This is a genomic window from Enterobacter sp. Bisph1 (genome assembly GCF_000814905.1).
Taxonomy (GTDB): Bacteria; Pseudomonadota; Gammaproteobacteria; order Enterobacterales; family Enterobacteriaceae; genus Kosakonia.
Map to the genome: position 1 here is coordinate 1 of NZ_JXAG01000025.1, position 19,614 is coordinate 19,614.

The 19,614-nt window shown below is 54.7% G+C and carries 16 protein-coding genes and 1 riboswitch; of the genes, 7 read left to right on the plus strand and 9 right to left on the minus strand.

Going from position 1 to position 19,614, the window contains the following annotated elements; genetic code table 11:
• Nucleotides 1-271: 271 nt before the first annotated feature.
• Together murI and btuB are read right to left on the minus strand one after the other, a co-directional pair.
• The gene (gene murI / locus RW65_RS03025) at nt 272-1,123 is read right to left on the minus strand and encodes a glutamate racemase (protein WP_072037688.1); all 852 of its coding nucleotides are present in this window, start codon (nt 1,121-1,123) and stop codon (nt 272-274) included.
• The gene (gene btuB, locus RW65_RS03030) at nt 1,068-2,918 is read right to left on the minus strand and encodes a TonB-dependent vitamin B12 receptor BtuB (RefSeq protein WP_039055203.1); all 1,851 of its coding nucleotides are present in this window, start codon (nt 2,916-2,918) and stop codon (nt 1,068-1,070) included. Before btuB ends, murI begins: the two co-directional genes overlap by 56 nt.
• A gap of 65 nt (nt 2,919-2,983) precedes the next feature.
• Nucleotides 2,984-3,155: riboswitch (cobalamin riboswitch) on the minus strand.
• A 117-nt stretch (nt 3,156-3,272) separates the two neighbouring features.
• Here btuB and trmA point away from each other — a divergent pair.
• Nucleotides 3,273-4,382, plus strand: a complete 1,110-nt coding sequence (trmA, locus tag RW65_RS03035; RefSeq protein WP_039055204.1) for a tRNA (uridine(54)-C5)-methyltransferase TrmA — start codon at nt 3,273-3,275, stop codon at nt 4,380-4,382.
• A 46-nt stretch (nt 4,383-4,428) separates the two neighbouring features.
• On the opposite strand, the gene RW65_RS03040 is transcribed toward trmA, so the two are convergent.
• Nucleotides 4,429-4,788, minus strand: coding sequence for a YijD family membrane protein (locus RW65_RS03040; protein ID WP_039055205.1), 360 nt, complete (start codon nt 4,786-4,788; stop codon nt 4,429-4,431).
• Between the two features lie 3 nt (nt 4,789-4,791).
• Nucleotides 4,792-5,436, minus strand: a complete 645-nt coding sequence (gene fabR / locus RW65_RS03045) for an HTH-type transcriptional repressor FabR (protein WP_017459617.1) — start codon at nt 5,434-5,436, stop codon at nt 4,792-4,794.
• A gap of 197 nt (nt 5,437-5,633) precedes the next feature.
• Here fabR and sthA point away from each other — a divergent pair, with 197 nt between their 5' ends.
• Nucleotides 5,634-7,034 (plus strand): Si-specific NAD(P)(+) transhydrogenase, encoded by a 1,401-nt coding sequence (gene sthA, locus RW65_RS03050; RefSeq protein WP_039055206.1) that lies wholly within the window; start codon nt 5,634-5,636, stop codon nt 7,032-7,034.
• Here the strand turns inward: sthA and oxyR are convergent.
• The 4 genes from oxyR to argC all read right to left on the minus strand — a co-directional run bounded on the left by oxyR (nt 7,017) and on the right by argC (nt 11,436).
• A complete protein-coding gene (oxyR, locus tag RW65_RS03055; protein WP_039055207.1) occupies nt 7,017-7,934 on the minus strand; it encodes a DNA-binding transcriptional regulator OxyR in 918 nt (305 codons plus the stop codon). The genes sthA and oxyR overlap by 18 nt on opposite strands.
• Nucleotides 7,935-8,195: 261 nt before the next feature.
• Nucleotides 8,196-9,569, minus strand: a complete 1,374-nt coding sequence (argH, locus tag RW65_RS03060) for an argininosuccinate lyase (RefSeq protein WP_039055208.1) — start codon at nt 9,567-9,569, stop codon at nt 8,196-8,198.
• 72 nt (nt 9,570-9,641) lie between these two features.
• Nucleotides 9,642-10,418: an acetylglutamate kinase gene (argB, locus tag RW65_RS03065; protein WP_156123955.1), complete on the minus strand. Its 777-nt coding sequence runs from the start codon at nt 10,416-10,418 to the stop codon at nt 9,642-9,644.
• A 13-nt stretch (nt 10,419-10,431) separates the two neighbouring features.
• A complete protein-coding gene (gene argC / locus RW65_RS03070) occupies nt 10,432-11,436 on the minus strand; it encodes an N-acetyl-gamma-glutamyl-phosphate reductase (protein ID WP_039055210.1) in 1,005 nt (334 codons plus the stop codon).
• A 169-nt stretch (nt 11,437-11,605) separates the two neighbouring features.
• Between argC and argE the strand changes: the two genes are divergently transcribed.
• The 5 genes from argE (at nt 11,606) to gldA (ending at nt 18,617) form a co-directional block, all read left to right on the plus strand.
• Complete coding sequence (gene argE / locus RW65_RS03075) at nt 11,606-12,757, plus strand: acetylornithine deacetylase (RefSeq protein WP_039055211.1); 1,152 nt, start codon at nt 11,606-11,608, stop codon at nt 12,755-12,757.
• 263 nt (nt 12,758-13,020) lie between these two features.
• Nucleotides 13,021-15,672, plus strand: coding sequence for a phosphoenolpyruvate carboxylase (gene ppc, locus RW65_RS03080; RefSeq protein WP_039055212.1), 2,652 nt, complete (start codon nt 13,021-13,023; stop codon nt 15,670-15,672).
• Between the two features lie 93 nt (nt 15,673-15,765).
• The gene (locus RW65_RS03085) at nt 15,766-16,626 is read left to right on the plus strand and encodes an AraC family transcriptional regulator (RefSeq protein WP_039055213.1); all 861 of its coding nucleotides are present in this window, start codon (nt 15,766-15,768) and stop codon (nt 16,624-16,626) included.
• Between the two features lie 213 nt (nt 16,627-16,839).
• A complete protein-coding gene (gene fsa, locus RW65_RS03090) occupies nt 16,840-17,502 on the plus strand; it encodes a fructose-6-phosphate aldolase (RefSeq protein ID WP_039055296.1) in 663 nt (220 codons plus the stop codon).
• A gap of 11 nt (nt 17,503-17,513) precedes the next feature.
• Nucleotides 17,514-18,617 carry a bifunctional L-1,2-propanediol dehydrogenase/glycerol dehydrogenase gene (gldA, locus tag RW65_RS03095; protein ID WP_039055214.1) on the plus strand — a complete coding sequence of 368 codons (1,104 nt, stop codon included), beginning with the start codon at nt 17,514-17,516 and terminating at the stop codon, nt 18,615-18,617.
• A gap of 90 nt (nt 18,618-18,707) precedes the next feature.
• On the opposite strand, the gene metF is transcribed toward gldA, so the two are convergent.
• Complete coding sequence (gene metF, locus RW65_RS03100; protein WP_039055216.1) at nt 18,708-19,598, minus strand: methylenetetrahydrofolate reductase; 891 nt, start codon at nt 19,596-19,598, stop codon at nt 18,708-18,710.
• Between the last annotated feature and the right edge of the window lie 16 nt (nt 19,599-19,614).

Consider the following 19,614-nt stretch of genomic DNA (forward strand, 5'->3'; position numbering starts at 1 on the left):
TTAAGAATCCAGTCATCTGAGTGCCCACACAGATTGTCTGATAAATTGTTAAAGAGCAGTGCCGCTGCGTTTTTTGCTGCGGCGCGGGTTGCGTATATTACGTTTTCCCGCCGTGAAGTCAACTGTTTATTTTCAGATTTCTTCACCTGACCGGCCGGTTTGTTTGCCGTTGTGCCGTGTCAGTGGAGGCGCATTATAGGGAGTTAATTCCCGCTGACAACCCCTAATTTGAAAAAAGTTTTCAACCGTCTCTTTTTTGCGCAAAAAGGCTCTAAAGGGCCAGTTTTTCGAGCTTTTTGAAGCCGTAACGCTGCAGAACGGGCAGTAATTGCACAGTATCGGGCGTTAGCGCCATACAATAAGCAATATTCACATCACAAGATTTCGCATCCGGCGCTTCATGTTCCAGCAGCCAGGCGGTACGTCGCGCAATCGCCGCACCGGAATCCACCAGCCGCGTACCTTCCGGCAGAACCTGCAGTAACTCTTCTTGCAGCAATGGAAAGTGCGTACAGCCTAATACCACCGTATCCGGCGGCTCTTTCATGCGCAGCCACGGACCAAGAATATGGCGCAGTTCATCCAGCGATACCGCTTCGCCATGCAGTTTCGCTTCCGCCAGCACCACCAGCTCCGCTGAACCCAGCATCTGAATCCGGCACTCATTCGCAAAGCGCGCGATCAACTCGTGTGTATAAGGACGCTTTACCGTACCGCGGGTTGCCAGCAGCCCCACCACACCGTTCGCGGTTAAACGCGCGGCGGGTTTGATGGCGGGTACCACGCCGACAACCGGAAAGGAGAACTTGTCCCGCAGGGCGGGTAAAGAAACGGTGCTTGCGGTATTGCAGGCAATAATGGCCAGCGCGAGGGGATAATGGGCCTGAACGGCGGTAACAATCTCAACGACGCGTTCAACAATAAACTCTTCGCTTTTCTCACCATAGGGGAAAGCAACATTGTCGAAAGCGTAAATATAATGCAGATCCGGCAGGAGATGCCGGATCTCGTCATAAACGGATAACCCACCAACGCCGGAGTCAAATACCAGCACGGTGGGCCGTGCGTCAGAAGGTGTAGCTGCCAGACAAGGTGTATTCCCGTCCTGCAGTTTGGTAGCCATATGCTGTCTCGTACTCTTTATCGAACAGGTTGGCGATTTTACCACGAACTGTAAGATGAGAGGTCACAGGATATGAGGCAGAAATGTCGACGGTGCTATAACTTGGCAGAATACGTTGCTCAGGATTGTAGCTCGACGTGCGGTTGTCGTAGCGTTTACCGAAGTACTCCCACGCCAGATCCATATCCACGTCGAAGAGAGACCAATCAAGCTGGTATTTTGCCTGATGTTTGGCGCGGCGCGGTAGCACTTCGTTGGTCTCGTCATCACGGGGATCGATATATTGCAGGGTGACGCGATGCGAGAAGATGCCGGTGTCGACGCTACCCGTCCACTCCACGCCTTTAATCGTTGCCGCATTAATGTTGTAGTACGCAGTATCGCTGTAGGTAATGAGATTGTTGATCTCATAACGGTATGCCGAGAAACGCCAGTCCAGCGGACCCGTTAAGCCTTCCACACCCGCTTCCCACTGTTTTGACTCTTCCGGTTTCAGATTCGGGTTGGATGCAATACTAAACCGCTTCGCACCGAACTGTTGGCCCAGTGAAGGGGCAAGGAAGCCGGTGCCGTATGAAACCGTCAGGCGATAATTCTCAACGAATTGCCAGCCTGCCGCGGTTTGCCAGGTACCATGCCAGCCGAACTTATCATCTTTATCTTCACGGCCCGACGCTTCCAGCGTCACATCACCAAGCTGCTGCATTCCGTTAAGGTAAAGGCCCGAATTCTCGCGCTTATAGGCATCACGCGTCGAAGTATTAGAAGAAACCAGCCGCTCCTGTTTCCAGTCGACGCCTGCGCCTACCGAGCCATTACCGATCTCAAGATTGTTACCCCACTGAATGTAGCGCTGTTCCATATCATCCAGCGTAGTGCCATCGTTATAGCGACCATAGATGCTGCTGTAATTGTAATCTTTGCTCTTCTGATAGCTCGCCAGCAGCTGAGAAGAGTAAATGCCCTGCTTGAAGTTCAGGCCGGTATCCCAACCCTGCACAAACAGTTGACGCTCATCGGCGCTGTACGCTGCTGAGTAGGGCGCGCTGCCAAGGTCATAATCTACATTATTGCTAAAGTTATAACCGCGAAAGAAGCCGTCGAAATTATCGTTGAATTTATGCTGCAGGCTGCCCCAGAAGGTCTTGTTACGGTAGCCGTCGCGGTCGTTATCATGATCCCACGTTGAATCAGGCTGCACGTTAAAGCCGCGCGTGCTGGTATAAGAACCCGCTGCCGTCGCCACGGTATCGCCAAAGCGCTGACGCAGCGTACCGTCATAGGTCTGGTAACCCTTCGACCCTACGCTGGCATTGATTTGTGATTTCTCATCGCCGGTCATGGTGATCACATTGACCACGCCACCAATCGCCCCTGAGCCGTAAACAGCAGAGCGCGGGCCACGAATGTATTCGACGCGTTGCACTAAAGAGAGCGGGATTTGGTTCAGTTCAGGATCGTTAGAAATCCCGGAGCGGGCAACCGGTACGCCATCAATAAGCAGCAGCAGGTGTTTCGCTTCCGTACCGCGGACATAGACCGACGCGGTTTGCCCTAATCCACCATTTTGCGCGATATCAACACCCGGCAAGCGACGCAGAACATCGACCAGTGAGCGAGATTGCCAGCGATCGATCTCCTCACGGGTAACCACTTCCGTGGGTGCCAGGACCGTCTTAGCCGGTTGTTGAAAACGATTTGCTGTCACCACCAAATTGTCTGACGCGCTATCTTGCGCCCAGCCGGAAAAAGCCGTGACGGAGAGCGCCGCCAGCAGCGAAGTTTTTTTAATCATTGTGAAGCATCCACAAAAGAGTAAGGATGCCGCAGGTTCCATCAATAGCACGCGATGATGTCAACCAGATGCGACGTATACCGGCAGGTCTTCGGGCTTGGAGGTACAACCAGAAAGCGACTTCCCACCCAACAGGCAGTGTCTGCTCTCTCACCTTAATCCTTACCGCTGCGCGTCAGCCCCAGATTCACACTGGATTCCCTTTTAACTCACAGGACCGGAGCAGGGATGCTACATTCTGTTACATATAGATGTCCAGACTGCTAAGGGACTATTTAGCACGCATCCGGGGCTGGACATCGTCTGAGCAATGCCTACAATCCCCGCGTTATTCTTAATCACTCAGGAAGCATAATGACCCCCGAACACCTGCCGACAGAACAGTACGAAGCCCAACTGGCCGAAAAAGTCGTGCGTCTGCAATCGCTGATGACGCCTTTTTCCGCGCCGCTTCCGGAGGTGTTCCGCTCACCGGTCAGCCATTACCGGATGCGCGCCGAGTTCCGCATCTGGCACGATGGCGACGATCTTTACCACATCATTTTTGACCAGCAGACCAAATCACGTATCCGCGTTGATAGCTTCCCGGCGGCCAGCGAACTGATTAACCAATTAATGACGGTAATCCTCGACGCGGTGCGCGGTAATAAGGCGCTGCGCCATAAGCTGTTCCAGATTGATTATCTGAGCACACTCAGCAATCAGGCGATTGTCACCCTGCTGTACCACAAAAAGCTGGACGAAGGGTGGCAAGCAGAAGCCGCACGTCTACGCGACGCACTACGTGCGCAAAACCTGAATGTGCAGGTCATCGGACGGGCGACGAAGACCAAAATCGAGCTGGATCAGGATTACGTCGATGAGCGTCTGCCGGTGGGCGGCCGCGAGATGATTTACCGCCAGGTCGAAAACAGTTTTACCCAGCCTAACGCAGCAATGAATATTCAAATGCTGGAGTGGGCACTGGATGTTACGCGTGATTCGACAGGCGATCTGCTGGAGCTCTATTGCGGCAACGGCAACTTCTCTTTGGCGCTGGCGCGCAATTTCGACCGCGTGCTGGCAACGGAAATCGCCAAACCGTCCGTCGCGGCGGCGCAATATAATATTGCCGCCAACCACATTGATAACGTGCAGATTATTCGTATGTCCGCCGAAGAGTTTACCCAGGCGATGAACGGCGTGCGCGCGTTCAACCGTTTGCAGGGCATCGATCTGCAGAGCTATCAGTGTGAGACAATTTTTGTCGATCCGCCGCGCAGCGGTCTGGATGCCGAAACCGAGAAGATGGTGCAGGCGTATCCGCGTATTCTCTATATCTCCTGCAACCCGGAAACATTGTGCAAGAATCTGGAAACGCTGAGCCAGACGCACGATATTTCACGTCTGGCGCTATTCGATCAGTTCCCGTATACGCACCATATGGAGTGCGGCGTACTGCTTACGCGTAAGAAAGAGGCTTGATGTAGAAGGGATAAAGCCCTTTCCCGCCGGGAAGAGGGCTTTATTTTTATTCAGACGCTTCGTGCTTGTGCCCGCGCAAGCGAAAACCAATCCAGAAAACCAGTACCACCGACAATACGGCGGGCAGGAAATTAGAGCCGATAGCGGGATACTCCGCACGAACGACAGTGCTGTAGAGCAAGACGCCGAGGATAAAACAGGCGGCGGCAAGGCCCGGCAGGCCAACCGGCATGGTGCGGTTTTGATAGCGCTGATGCAGACAGTAAACCGTCAGCACCAGCGAGATAATCGGGAATAGTGAAAACGGTACAATCGAGCTAAACACGGCGGCGAACGTACCGTTAATCGATAAGCCGGCGATCAGCGCCAGCAACAACGTGCCTTTATCTTGTCCAGACTGTTTCATTACTCATCCTTCACTCGTCGGTTGATGCGCCAGTTTTTCCTGTTCACGGCGATACCAGTAATACGCGCCTTTTGAAATCATGCGCAGCTGTAGTACCAGTCGCTCTTCTAACTGCCTGCGTTGTTCCGCCCCCACATCCAGCGCTTCCGCACCGGCGTTAAAGACAATCGTCACCATCGCTTCAGCTTGTGCCTCGGTGAATGCGCGCGGCATATGGTTTTCGAGTTCGAGGTAGTCGGCAAGTTCCGCAATAAAATGCTGGATTTCGCGCGCTACCGCCGCACGAAACGCAGCGGACGTACCGGAGCGTTCCCGCAGCAGCAGCTGAAAAGCATTGGGGTTATTGCCGATAAATTCCATAAACGTGGAAACCGATGTGCGGATCACGCTGCCGCCTTTGGCAATACGCTGACGCGCCTGACGCATCAACTGACGCAGCATCAGCCCGCTTTCGTCTACCATAGTCAAACCTAGCTCATCTACGTCGCGGAAATGACGATAAAAAGACGTTGGCGCAATACCCGCTTCGCGCGCGACTTCCCGCAGGCTCAGGCTTGCGAAACTGCGCTCCGCGCTCAGTTGGCTAAACGCGGCTTCTATCAGCGAACGTCGGGTTCTCTCTTTTTGTTGCGCTCTTACACCCATCACGATGTTATAAATCCTTGCAGGGGCCCGCTGGCACTATACCAGAGAATAAATCCAATCCGATTGTACTGGATTGTGACTGATTGTTTACGCGCAGTTTGTTCTTTTTCAGTGGAAAAAAGCATAACGTTAATTGGGTTACTGCCGCTTTAATGTTAGTATTATGTTGCTTTTATGTATAAGAACAGGTAAGCCTTACCATGCCACATTCCTACGATTATGATGCAATAGTAATAGGCTCCGGTCCCGGCGGCGAAGGCGCTGCAATGGGGCTGGTTAAACAAGGAGCACGGGTAGCGGTTATTGAGCGTTACCATAACGTCGGCGGCGGCTGTACGCACTGGGGCACTATTCCCTCAAAAGCGTTGCGCCACGCAGTAAGCCGCATTATCGAATTCAACCAAAACCCGCTCTACAGTGACCACACCCGCCTTCTTCGCTCCTCTTTCGCCGATATCCTGAACCATGCTGAAAGCGTAATTAATCAGCAAACGCGCATGCGTCAGGGTTTTTATGAGCGTAACCGCTGCGAAATTCTCGAAGGCAGCGCGCATTTTATTGATGATCACACCCTGGCGCTGGAGTGCCACGACGGCACTGTTGAAACCCTCACCGCTGAAAAATTTGTTATCGCTTGCGGCTCGCGGCCCTACCGCCCGACGGATGTCGATTTTTCTCATCCGCGCGTCTACGACAGCGACTCGATCCTCGATATGCACCATGAACCTCGCCATGTGATCATTTACGGCGCAGGGGTGATCGGCTGCGAATATGCATCGATCTTCCGCGGTATGAACGTCAAAGTGGATCTGATTAACACCCGCGATCGGCTGCTGGCGTTTCTCGATCAGGAGATGTCGGACTCCCTCTCGTATCACTTCTGGAATAGCGGCGTCGTCATTCGCCACAACGAAGAGTATGAGCGCATTGAGCCGCTGGACGACGGGGTGATTATGCACCTGAAATCCGGCAAAAAACTGAAAGCGGATTGTCTGCTTTACGCCAATGGTCGTACCGGGAATACCGATAGCCTGCAGTTGGCGAATATTGGTCTGGAAGCCGATGGTCGTGGGCAGTTGAAGGTCAACAGCATGTATCAGACCGCCTTGCCGCACGTCTATGCGGTGGGCGATGTGATTGGTTACCCGAGCCTGGCGTCTGCCGCTTACGATCAGGGCCGTATTGCCGCACAGGCAATGATCAAAGGCGAAGCCACCGCGCATCTGATTGAGGATATCCCGACCGGGATTTATACCATTCCCGAGATCAGTTCCGTCGGCAAAACGGAGCAGCAGCTCACCGCCATGAAAGTGCCGTATGAAGTGGGCCGCGCGCAGTTTAAACATCTGGCGCGCGCGCAGATTGTTGGCATGAATGTCGGGACGCTGAAAATCCTGTTTCACCGCGAAACGAAAGAGATTTTGGGGATCCACTGCTTTGGTGAGCGCGCGGCCGAAATTATTCATATCGGCCAGGCGATTATGGAGCAGAAAGGCGGCGGTAACACCATTGAGTACTTTGTTAACACCACCTTTAACTACCCGACGATGGCGGAAGCCTATCGGGTAGCGGCGCTGAACGGCTTAAACCGCCTGTTTTAACGCCGTGTCGAAATGGCCATCCATCGCACCGCGGATGGCCTCAGCCAGCTGCTCATAGCGGCTGCGCAGCGGCGAACCCGGACGATACACCAGCCCAACCGTACGTTTCGGCTCAGGCTTAATGCACGGCAGATAAACCACCCCATCACGTTTACGTTCACGCGGTACGGCAAGGGCAGGCAACAAGGTTATGCCGCTGCCGGCAGCGACCATATTGCGCAGCGTTTCCAGGCTGGTTGCGCGAAAGTGGGTATCTTCATCCGCGCCCGCTTCGAAGCAGAAGCCCATCGCCTGATCGCGCAGACAGTGCCCATCTTCCAGCATCAGCAGTTTTTCACCCGCCAGATCGCCCATCGGCACGCAATCGCGATTCGCCCACGGATGGTCTTCATAAATCGCCAGCATCATCGGCTCATCGAACAGCGGCACTTCAATAAACGCTTCGCTCTCTTTTACCAGCGCCAGGATCGCACAGTCGAGCTTGCCGCTATCCAGCTGCGCCAGTAATTGATGCGTCTGCGCTTCATGCAGATACATTTCCAGTTTCGGGAAAGTCTGGTGCAGCAGCGGAATGATTTGCGGTAACAGGTAAGGTCCGACGGTGGGGATCAGGCCAATATGCAGCGGGCCGGACATTGTCTCCCCCTGCTGGCTTGCCATTTCTTTCAGCACTTTGACCTCGCGCAGCACGGTGCGCGCCTGGTCCACCAGCAAAAGACCCGCCTGGGTGAACAACACTTTGCGGCTGGTACGCTCCAGCAGCATCACGCCAAGTTCGTCTTCCAGTTTGCGGATTTGCCCGCTCAGTGTGGGCTGGCTGACATGGCAAGAGTCGGCTGCACGGCGAAAATGGCGATGTTCGGCTAACGCCACCAGGTACTCAAGATCACGAATATTCATTATCCATCCTCCGTCGCCACGATAGTTCATGGCGATAGATAGCATAGCAACGAACGATTATCCCTATCAAGCGTTCTGTTTAATAATTAACAACAGAAACGTAGCGGTGCCTCATTTTACCCTTGATGAGTCAACCAAACCTCTGTTTCTCTCTGAACAACTAAAGCCAACGTGAACGTTTAGCGGACCTGACAGTCCGCTTTTTTTTGCGTAAAAAAGCCCGGCATATTGCCAGGCTCAAAATACCTAATAGCGAAGTTTTTACACCAGCCGCGCCTTCGCATCCGCAATGGCCTGCGCTACCTGAACCGGCGAGACGCCGCCTTTTGCCGCACGTTTATCCAGGCAGGATTGCAGGGACAGGATCGGATAGACATCCTCGCCAATGACAGCGCTGAATTTTTGCAGATCGGCAAGGGCCAGCCCTTCAAGCGGTTTACCCTGATTAATCGCCTCAACCACCGCTTCACCGACAATATGGTGCGCTTCGCGAAACGGCACGCCTTTTGCCACCAGGTAATCCGCCAGTTCAGTGGCATTCGCATAACCCTGCTGCGCCGCTTCCTGACAGCGCGGGCGTTTCACCTGAATACCATCCAGCACCAGCGCCGCCATATGCAGGCAATCAAGCCAGGTATCGAGGGCATCGAACAGCCCTTCTTTGTCTTCCTGCATATCTTTGTTATACGCCAGCGGCAGGCCTTTTAGGGTCATCATCATGCCGGTCAATGCACCCTGTACACGGCCGCATTTACCGCGGATCAGCTCCAGCGCATCCGGGTTTTTCTTTTGCGGCATCAGGGAGGAGCCGGAGGTTACGCGATCGGACAGCTCAACAAACGCGGCTTCACCGGAGTTAAAGAAGATCAGGTCTTCGGCAAAGCGCGACAGATGCACCATCCCAATCGACGCATCAGAGAGCAGTTCCAGCACGTGATCGCGATCGGAAACGCTGTCGAGGCTGTTACGGGTTGCCGACGCAAAACCCAGCCAGCCCGCCAGCTGTTCGCGATCGATTTCATAAGCGGTACCCGCCAGCGCGCCGCTGCCCAGCGGGCTAACGTCGAGGCGCTTCAGCGTATCCTGTAAGCGGCTCTCATCGCGGGCCAGCATTTCGACATAGGCCAGCGACCAGTGAGCAAACGTTACCGGCTGCGCGCGCTGCAAATGCGTGTAGCCAGGCATTACCGCGTCCTGATTATTCTGCGCGGTTTCCACCAGCGCGCTTTGTAACTGGCGGGTCGCCAGCAGCAGTTCGCCGATCGTCTCTTTGCACCATAGCTTCAGGTCCGTGGCAACCTGGTCGTTACGGCTGCGTCCGGTGTGCAGTTTTTTGCCCAGTTGCCCGACTTTGGCAATCAGCTTGCCTTCTACCCAGCTGTGAATATCTTCGGCGTCGCTTTGCAGGATCTCTTGCGGATTGAGGCGCACCTCATCCAGCAGAATCGTCAGCGCTTCCTCAAGCTGCTGTTGCTCCGCCTGAGTCAGAACGCCAACGGTCACCAGCGCTTTCGACCAGGCCACAGAGCCAACGATATCCTGCTCCGCCAGGCGATAGTCAAAGCGCAAAGAGTCGTTGAACTGTTTGAACCGTTGATCCGCCGCCTGAGTAAAACGCCCGCCCCAAAGTGCCATAGTGTGCTTCCTTCTTTTTATCCGTTCTGCCGAAGGGCGCCGCGCCGCTCCGAACTGAAAATAGTGATGTTGTTAAGCCAGAATACGTGTGCCAATCGGCGTGCCGTTAAACAGCGCAGGGAGTTGCTCTGCATGACGCCACGAGGCGATATCTACCGGACGGCCCAGCGTGCGCGCCGCGTCAAGCGCTGCATTGACCTTCACAATCATGCCATCGGTGATAATGCCCTGGTCAATCAGCTGTTCTGCTTTCGCCGCTGTCATTTCGGCGATGCGCTGGCCTTTACCATCCAGAATGCCGCTTACGTCAGACAGCAGAATAAGGTCTGCGCCCAGCGTTGCCGCCAGCGCGGTTGCCGCCTGATCGGCGTTCACATTCATCAACTCGCCTTCATCCGTCACGCCAATGGAACTGATTACCGGCAAGAAGCCGCCCTCAAGCAGCGCGTTAATCAGTTTTGGCGAACCCGGCTGCGCCAGGCCAACGTGCCCTAACTCTTCATCAAGCTGGGTGACTTTCACGCTGTCGCCATCGCCGAGAAACAGGCCGACCGAAGCGAGATGGTGCTTCTTCGCCCATGCCAGCAGGGTTTTGTTGGCGGTGCCCGCCAGCGCGCCGGTGATGATGTCGATTTGATCCGCCGGGGTTACGCGCAGGCCGTTTTTCTTCTTCACCGGCAGATTGAGCTGTTTCATCAACTCATCCACCACGCAGCCGCCGCCATGCACAATCACTAACGGGCGCTGATGAGATTCGCGGTATTGCACCAGGGCCGTAAACAAACGCTCCAGCGCTTCCTCGCTATCCAGCAGTACGCCACCGAGCTTAATAATTAATGGATTCATCATCACGCCTGTTCAATTAAATTAGTGACTGGGTTTCAGCATAGCCGAAACGAATATTCGCACACTGCATCGCCTGTGCCGCCGCGCCTTTCAGCAGGTTATCTTCCGTGGCAACAACAATCAGGTGCTCATCTTGTACCGCAAAACCGATATCGCAGAACGGCAGGCCCACCACGTTTTTCAACGCCGGAACGCCTTTCTCATACAGACGCACCAGTGGTTTGTTGCCGTACGCTTGTTGGAACGTCTGCGCGATCTGCGCGTGGGTAACGCCCGGCTGCAAGCGACAGGTAATGGTTTCGAGGATCCCGCGCGGGAAGCTGGCCAGATGCGGGGTGAAAATCACCTTCGCCCCAAGATGGGTGGCGATTTCTGGATGGTGACGATGGTTGAACACACCGTACGGCTGCAGGCTCACTTCGCAGAAGCTATTAGAAAGCGCCGCTTTGCGCCCGGCACCGCTCACGCCGCTGGTTGCGTTGATCACCGGCCACTGGTTGAGATCCAACAGCCCGGCATCGATCAGTGGTTTTAACGACAGCTGCGCCGCTGTCGGGTAGCAACCCGGCACGGCAATCAGCTTCGCCTCTTGCAGTTTGTCGTGGTTCCACTCCGCCAGCCCATAAACCGCCTGCGCCAGCAGATCGGGGTGCTGATGGGTGAAACCGTAGAATTTTTCATAAAACGCGGGATCGTTAACGCGAAAAGCGCCCGACAGATCGAACACCACACAGCCCGCCGCCAGACAGATTGGCGCCAGGTCATGACTCACTTCATGGGCGGTAGCGAGGAAGACAATATCCACACCCTCGAGGAAATCGCCAATATCGGACATTGGCTGCAACGGGAGATCGATGATGCCTTTCAACTGCGGATGTAAATCGGAGAGACATTTTCCTGCATCATTACTTTGCGCAGAAACCGTCAAAGCGGTTATGTTCATATGAGGATGGCGATTTACATAGGTCACTAGCTCTGCGCCGGCGTAACCGCTGGCGCCCACAATTAATGTGTTCAACATTGGGGCGGTTTACCTTCTTACGTCATGTTTGCCAGGGACAGACTCGGCATCCATCCCGCGTCGCTGAGCAAAGTCGCCGCATGGGTTCCCTTACGCTCAACATTAATGTATTTTTATTCACATTTAGTGCATGAATATTGATACTATCACGAACTCAGGTATGTCAACAATGAAAATGAATTTGCCACCATTTATCGAGATCTACCGCGCCCTGATTGCCACGCCGTCGATCAGCGCGACGGAAGAATCGCTGGATCAGAGTAATGCGTCTTTAATCAATCTGCTGGCTGGATGGTTTGGCGATCTCGGTTTCAACGTTGAAATACAGCCGGTGCCCGGTACCCGCAACAAATTCAATCTGCTTGCCAGCGCCGGAAGCGGCGCGGGCGGCCTGTTATTGACCGGACATACCGATACCGTACCGTTTGATGACGGGCGCTGGACGCGCGACCCGTTCACCCTGACCGAGCATGACAACAAGCTCTATGGCCTGGGCACCGCCGACATGAAAGGCTTCTTTGCCTTTATTCTTGATGCGCTGCGTGACGTCGATGTGACAAAACTGAGCAAGCCGCTGTACGTGCTGGCGACCGCCGATGAAGAGACCAGCATGGCGGGCGCGCGCTATTTTTCCGAGAACACACAGCTGCGTCCGGACTGCGCCATTATCGGCGAACCGACATCACTGCAGCCGATACGGGCGCACAAAGGCCATATCTCGAATGCTATCCGTATTCTGGGTCAATCCGGTCACTCCAGCGATCCGGCGCGCGGTGTTAACGCCATTGAGCTTATGCATGACGCTATCGGCCATATTCTGCAGCTGCGCGACAGCCTGAAAGAGCGTTATCACTACGATGCGTTCACCGTGCCTTATCCGACGCTGAACCTTGGGCATATTCATGGCGGTGATGCGGCGAACCGTATTTGCGCCTGCTGTGAACTGCATATGGATATTCGCCCGCTGCCGGGCATGACCCTAAACGATCTTAACGGTCTGTTAAACGATGCGCTGGAGCCGGTAAGCGTTCGTTGGCCGGGTCGGCTGACCGTGACAGAACTGCATCCGCCGATTCCGGGCTACGAATGCCCGCCGGATCATAAGCTGGTCGAGGTGGTGGAAAAACTGCTTGGCGTGAAAACCGACGTGGTGAACTACTGCACCGAAGCGCCGTTTATTCAAACCCTCTGTCCAACGCTGGTGCTGGGGCCAGGATCCATTAATCAGGCCCATCAGCCGGATGAATATTTGGAAACACGCTTTATTAAGCCAACCCGCGAATTGATTACGCAGGTTGTACATCATTTCTGCTGGCATTGAATAGCGTTGCGCTTCTTTTTAACCCCTCGCAAGAGGGGTTTTGATGCGCAAAAAAGCGTGACAATAGTCACTATCCTATAAGCAATACTTATTAGACCGGATGCGAATTAAATTTCGTAAATTGTCGCCATTTATTCGTTTGCTGAAGCGATTTCGCAACAATTGACGCGGTGGGTTTTACGTGGCTTTATAAAAGACAGTGTCTTATATCTGCACAGCGGCAGATATAACAAAATAAAATGAGATGGGGTGTCTGGGGTAACATGAACGAACAATATTCCGCATTGCGTAGTAATGTCAGTATGCTCGGCAAACTGCTGGGAGATACCATCAAGGATGCACTGGGTGAGAACATTCTCGACCGTGTTGAAACAATCCGTAAGCTGTCCAAATCTTCTCGCGCCGGTAATGAAGCCAACCGCCAGGAATTGCTCACCACCTTGCAGAATCTGTCCAACGACGAACTGCTACCGGTGGCGCGAGCGTTCAGCCAGTTCCTGAATCTCACCAACACCGCTGAGCAATACCACAGCATTTCAGCGAAAGGTGAAGCAGCCAGCAACCCGGAAGTGATTGCCCGCACCATCCGCAAGCTTAAAGACCAACCTCATCTCAACGAAGCCACCATTATTAAAGCCATTGAGTCGCTGTCGCTGGAACTGGTTCTGACCGCGCACCCGACCGAAATCACCCGCCGTACGCTGATCCATAAAATGGTGGAAGTGAACAGCTGCTTAAAGCAGCTGGATAACAGCGACATCGCCGATTATGAGCGCCACCAGCTGATGCGCCGTTTGCGCCAGCTGATCGCCCAGTCCTGGCACACGGATGAAATCCGCAGAAACCGCCCAAGCCCGGTGGATGAAGCCAAATGGGGTTTTGCGGTGGTGGAAAACAGCCTCTGGGAAGGGGTGCCAAACTACCTGCGCGAGCTGAACGAACAGCTGGTAGAGAACCTGAACTACAAGCTGCCGGTGGATTTTGTGCCGGTACGCTTCACTTCCTGGATGGGCGGCGACCGTGACGGCAACCCAAACGTTACTGCCGATATCACTCGCCATGTCCTGTTGCTGAGCCGCTGGAAAGCTACCGACCTGTTTCTGAAAGATATTCAGCTGCTCATTTCTGAACTGTCGATGGTCGAGTGCACTGACGAACTGCGCGAACTGGCAGGCGCGGAAGGCGCACGTGAACCTTATCGCTACCTGATGAAAAAGCTGCGCGGCGATTTAATCGCGACGCAGACCTGGCTGGAAGCGCGCCTGAAAGGCCAAAAACTGCAAAAACCTGCCGGGCTGCTGACGCAAAACGAACAGCTGTGGGAACCGCTGTACGCCTGTTATAAATCGCTGCAGGCCTGCGGGATGGGCATTATCGCCAACGGCGAGCTGCTTGATACCTTACGCCGCGTGAAGAGCTTTGGCGTGCCGCTGGTGCGTATCGATATTCGCCAGGAGAGTACCCGTCATACCGAAGCGCTGGGTGAACTGACCCGCTATCTGGGGATTGGCGATTATGAAAACTGGTCTGAAGCCGACAAACAGGCTTTCCTGATCCGCGAACTGAATTCCAAACGTCCGCTGCTGCCGCGTCAGTGGGAGCCGAGCGAAGAGACCCGCGAAGTGCTGGATACCTGCCGGGTGATCGCCGAAGCGCCGCGCGGATCCATCGCCGCTTATGTGATCTCCATGGCGAAAACGCCGTCGGACGTGCTGGCGGTACATCTGCTACTGAAAGAGGCCGGGATCGGCTTCGCGCTGCCGGTCGCGCCGCTGTTTGAAACCCTTGATGACCTGAACAACGCCAACGATGTGATGACCCAGCTGCTGAATATCGACTGGTATCGCGGCTTTATTCAGGGCAAACAGATGGTGATGATTGGCTACTCCGACTCGGCGAAAGATGCGGGCGTGATGGCAGCATCCTGGGCGCAATATCAGGCGCAGGATGCGTTAATCAAAACCTGCGAGAAAGCCGGTATTGAGCTGACCCTGTTCCACGGTCGCGGTGGTTCGATTGGCCGCGGCGGCGCACCGGCGCATGCGGCGCTGCTCTCTCAACCGCCGGGCAGCCTGAAAGGCGGCTTACGCGTTACCGAACAGGGCGAAATGATCCGTTTCAAATACGGTCTGCCGGAAGTCACCATCAGCAGCCTGACGCTCTATACCAGCGCCATCATGGAAGCGAACCTGCTGCCGCCGCCGGAGCCGAAAAGCGAATGGCGTCATATCATGGACGAGCTGTCGGATATCTCCTGTGAGATGTACCGTGGCTATGTGCGCGAAAATAAAGATTTTGTGCCTTACTTCCGTTCGGCTACGCCGGAGCAGGAACTGGGTAAACTGCCGCTGGGTTCCCGTCCGGCAAAACGTCGCCCGACGGGCGGCGTTGAGTCCCTGCGTGCCATTCCGTGGATCTTCGCCTGGACGCAGAACCGTCTGATGTTACCGGCCTGGCTTGGCGCGGGGGCGGCGCTGCAAAAAGTGGTGGAAGACGGCAAACAGAGCGAGCTGGAAGCCATGTGTCGCGACTGGCCGTTCTTTTCAACCCGCCTTGGCATGCTGGAGATGGTGTTCTCGAAAGCCGATCTGTGGCTGGCGGAATATTATGATCAGCGTCTGGTAAAACCTGAGCTGTGGGCGCTCGGTTCCGAGCTACGCAAACTGCTGGCAGCAGATATTAACGTCGTGCTGGCTATCGCCAACGACTCGCATTTAATGGCCGATTTGCCGTGGATTGCCGAGTCTATCCAGCTGCGTAATATCTATACCGACCCGCTAAACGTGTTGCAGGCCGAGCTGCTGCACCGCTCCCGCCTTGCAGAAGCGGAAGGCAAAGAACCGGACGAGCGCGTTGAGCAGGCGTTAATGGTGACTATCGCCGGGGTTGCTGCCGGTATGCGTAACACCGGCTAATCTCAGCACTACTCGCAAAAGGCCACACTGAATGTGGCCTTTTTTGATCCTGACAGTTAAGGTTATTCCTTCGCCAGCAATGGAAGGAACATCATGATTCAAGACGTCGGTCATCTTATTTTTCGCCTGATACACGGCCCGATTTTGCTACGACAAATTCATTTCGCCGGTGCGAGCGGATCACCACCGGCAACGGCCTGCCAGGTCGATTTCCCGCGGCTGGAAATTGTTCTCGAAGGCATCCTGACCGATGCGGGGATCAATGATGAAAGCGCAAGGATGGCGCAGCATGACGTGCTGTATATCCCGGCTGGCGGCTGGAATTACCCGCAATGGCAGCTACCGGCGACTACCTTAAGCGTGCTGTTTGGCAAACAGCAACTGACCTTTAGCGTGACGCAATGGGACGGTGCCGTGCTGCAAAATCTGGCGAAACAGCATGTCGCGCGGCGCGGTCCGCGCGTCGGCTCTTTCCTGCTACAAACCCTGCATGAAATGCAGATGCAGCCGCACGAGCAGCAAACGGCACGTTTGATCGTCAGTAGCCTGCTGAGCCATTGTCACGATTTATTGGGCAGCCAGATCCAAACGGCATCGCGCAGCCAGGCGCTATTCGAAGCCGTTCGTGACTATATTGATGAACATTACGCCCTGCCTTTGACCCGCGAATCCGTCGCCCAGGCGTTTTATATCTCCCCTAATTATCTCTCGCACCTGTTTCAAAAAACCGGTTCAGTGGGCTTTAACGAATACCTAACCTATACCCGGCTGGAGCACGCGAAAGCGCTGCTGAAAGGCTACGATTTGAAAGTGAAAGAAGTGGCCCACAGCTGCGGGTTTGTTGACAGCAACTACTTCTGCCGCCTGTTTCGTAAAAACACAGAACGCTCTCCCTCGGAATATCGTCGCCACTATCACAGCCATCTCAGCGAAAAAAAAGAGCAGGATGAATAAGCACATCTCTGGATTTTTGTACGTTAACAATTCCCCTCTGGCTTAATGGCGTGGCTTAAAACCTTTTTATATCGGCGTCCAACCCATTTGTGAGCCAGCTCGCACTTTGTTTTATCGATCACTTTTGTCCAGCGTTTGGCAGAATTGTTATATGGCGGCGGCAAGACTAACGCTCTTATGCTGTGGGCAGAAAATTTCGCTGAGGACGTAAAAATGGAACTGTATCTGGACACCGCAAACGTAGCCGAAGTTGAGCGCCTGGCGCGCATTTATCCCCTTGCGGGCGTAACGACCAACCCGAGCATTATCGCCGCCGGGGGAGCCTCGCTGTGGGATGTGTTGCCGCGTCTGCAAAGTGCCGTTGGTCCGCAGGGAACGCTGTTTGCCCAGGTGATGAGCCGCGAAGCGGACGGCATGGTGGCAGAAGCCAAACGGCTTAGTAATGCCGTGCCGGATATCGTGGTCAAAATCCCGGTCACCGCAGAAGGCCTCGCCGCCATCAAGCAATTGAAAAAAGAGGGGATTGTCACGCTGGGTACGGCAGTTTACAGCGCCGCACAGGGGCTGCTTGCCGCACTGGCCGGGGCAAAATATGTCGCGCCTTATGTGAACCGTGTCGATGCGCAGGGTGGTGACGGGATCCGCATGGTGCAGGAGCTGCAAACGCTGCTGCAACTGCATGCGCCAGAAAGCAAAGTGCTGGCGGCGAGCTTCAAGACACCGCGTCAGGCGTTGGATTGTTTATTGGTCGGATGCGAAGCAATCACGCTTCCCTTAGATGTAGCGCAACAAATGCTCAATACGCCCGCGGTAGAGTCAGCCATAGAGAAGTTTGAACAGGACTGGAAAACGGCTTTTGGCAACCTCAACCTGTAAGGAGGCAGTATATGGACCATATCATTCAGTCGCCGGGCAAGTACATCCAGGGTGCAGACGTTATCACCCGGCTCGGTGATTATCTCAAACCGATGGCCGATCGCTGGCTGGTGGTGGGCGATAAATTTGTGCTCGGTTTCGCCGAACAAACGCTGCAAAAAAGTCTGACGGATGCCGGACTGACCTGCGAAATCGTACCCTTCGGCGGTGAATGTTCACAAAATGAGATCGATCGTCTGCGCGGCGTGGCAGAAAACGCCCGCTGCGGCGCGGTGCTCGGCATCGGCGGGGGTAAAACGCTGGATACCGCCAAGGCGCTGGCGCACTTCATGCACTTACCGGTGGCTATTGCTCCAACCATTGCTTCTACCGATGCGCCCTGTAGCGCGCTGTCGGTGCTTTATAGCGACAGCGGCGAGTTTGACCGTTACTTACTGCTGCCTCATAACCCGAACTGTGTGATTGTCGATACGAAGATTGTCGCCGGTGCCCCGCCGCGTTTGCTGGCGGCAGGGATTGGCGATGCGATGGCTACCTGGTTTGAAGCCCGTGCCTGCTCGCGCAGCGGTGCAAAAACCATGGCAGGCGGCCAGTGTACCCAGGCTGCGCTGGCGCTGGCGGAGCTCTGTTACAACACGCTGCTTACCGAGGGTGAAAAAGCGATGTTCGCCGCCGAACAGCATGTGGTCACACCGGCATTAGAACGCGTGGTGGAAGCCAATACCTATCTGAGCGGCGTAGGCTTTGAGAGCGGCGGGCTGGCGGCGGCGCACGCCATTCATAACGGCATCACCGCCATCCCGGAAGCGCACCACTTCTACCACGGCGAAAAAGTGGCCTTTGGCACCTTAACCCAATTGGTACTGGAAAATGCGCCGCTTGAAGAGATAGAAACCGTCGCCGCGCTGTGCCATACCGTTGGCTTACCCATTACGCTTGCACAATTGGATATCAAAACCGATATCCCGGCGAAAATGCGAATCGTGGCGCAGGCCGCCTGTGCTGAGGGGGAAACTATTCATAATATGCCGGGCGGCGCAACGCCGGATCAGGTCTATGCCGCATTGCTGGTTGCTGACCAGTACGGACAGCGTTTCTTGCAAGAGTGGGAGTAACATTCTCCGCCCTCCCCTCATCACCTGAGGCTTGCGGATAAAGGTGAAAAAGCCGGATCGCGATCCGGCTTTTCTTGGTTTTTTAGACTATTACAATGCCGGACGAACGCCGAGCGTGTGGCAAATGGCGTAGCTCATTTCGGCGCGGTTCAGCGTATAGAAGTGGAAATCTTTCACCCCTTCACGGCTTAAAATTCTCACCATATCCATCGCGATATTCGCCCCCACCAGCTTGCGGGTTTCCGCGTCGTCATCGAGTCCGGCAAACATTTGCGACATCCACGCCGGAATGCGCACATTGGTCATGTCAGCGAATTTTTTTGCCTGCTTAAAGTTAGAAACCGGCAGGATCCCCGGCACGATTTCAACATCAATACCGGTTGCCGCGCAGCGATCGCGAAAACGCAGGTAGCTTTCGACATCAAAGAAGAACTGGGTAATCGCACGGCTCGCGCCCGCATCCACTTTACGTTTCAGGTTCAGCAGATCGGCCTGCGCGCTTTTCGCTTCCGGGTGAACTTCCGGGTAAGCGGCGACGGAGATATCAAAGTCCGCGACCTCTTTTAACAGCGTCACCAGGTCGGCTGCATACATATCAGGCTTGCCCCCGCCCGGCGGCAAATCGCCGCGCAGTGCCACAATATGACGAATGCCGTTATTCCAGTAATCCTGCGCGATGGTACGCAGTTCGTCACGCGTAGCATCGATACAGGTTAAATGCGGTACCGCTTCAAGGCCGGTACGATCTTTAATGCCTTTAATAATGCTATGTGTGCGATCGCGCTCGCCGGAGTTAGCCCCATAGGTTACCGAAACGAACTTCGGCTTCAGGCTGCTCAAACGGTCGATGGAGTGCCATAAGGTCTGTTCCATTTCACTGGTGCGCGGCGGGAAAAATTCAAAGGAAACGTTAATCTGGCCGTTCACTTCCGCCAGGCTCTGGTTCAGGGCTTCCCGCTGGTTGGCGTGAAAAAAGCTCATACCTTACCTCATCAAT

Excerpts from the sequence above, each read along its gene's own strand:
- argC (WP_039055210.1), bottom strand. The coding sequence starts at position 11,436 with ATGTTGAACACATTAATTGTGGGCGCCAGCGGTTACGCCGGCGCAGAG.
- argH (WP_039055208.1), bottom strand. The coding sequence starts at position 9,569 with ATGGCACTTTGGGGCGGGCGTTTTACTCAGGCGGCGGATCAACGGTTC.
- fsa (WP_039055296.1), top strand. The coding sequence starts at position 16,840 with ATGGAACTGTATCTGGACACCGCAAACGTAGCCGAAGTTGAGCGCCTG.
- argB (WP_156123955.1), bottom strand. The coding sequence starts at position 10,418 with ATGATGAATCCATTAATTATTAAGCTCGGTGGCGTACTGCTGGATAGC.
- RW65_RS03040 (WP_039055205.1), bottom strand. The coding sequence starts at position 4,788 with ATGAAACAGTCTGGACAAGATAAAGGCACGTTGTTGCTGGCGCTGATC.
- ppc (WP_039055212.1), top strand. The coding sequence starts at position 13,021 with ATGAACGAACAATATTCCGCATTGCGTAGTAATGTCAGTATGCTCGGC.
- gldA (WP_039055214.1), top strand. The coding sequence starts at position 17,514 with ATGGACCATATCATTCAGTCGCCGGGCAAGTACATCCAGGGTGCAGAC.
- argE (WP_039055211.1), top strand. The coding sequence starts at position 11,606 with ATGAAAATGAATTTGCCACCATTTATCGAGATCTACCGCGCCCTGATT.
- metF (WP_039055216.1), bottom strand. The coding sequence starts at position 19,598 with ATGAGCTTTTTTCACGCCAACCAGCGGGAAGCCCTGAACCAGAGCCTG.
- trmA (WP_039055204.1), top strand. The coding sequence starts at position 3,273 with ATGACCCCCGAACACCTGCCGACAGAACAGTACGAAGCCCAACTGGCC.
- murI (WP_072037688.1), bottom strand. The coding sequence starts at position 1,123 with ATGGCTACCAAACTGCAGGACGGGAATACACCTTGTCTGGCAGCTACA.
- oxyR (WP_039055207.1), bottom strand. The coding sequence starts at position 7,934 with ATGAATATTCGTGATCTTGAGTACCTGGTGGCGTTAGCCGAACATCGC.
- btuB (WP_039055203.1), bottom strand. The coding sequence starts at position 2,918 with ATGATTAAAAAAACTTCGCTGCTGGCGGCGCTCTCCGTCACGGCTTTT.
- sthA (WP_039055206.1), top strand. The coding sequence starts at position 5,634 with ATGCCACATTCCTACGATTATGATGCAATAGTAATAGGCTCCGGTCCC.
- RW65_RS03085 (WP_039055213.1), top strand. The coding sequence starts at position 15,766 with ATGATTCAAGACGTCGGTCATCTTATTTTTCGCCTGATACACGGCCCG.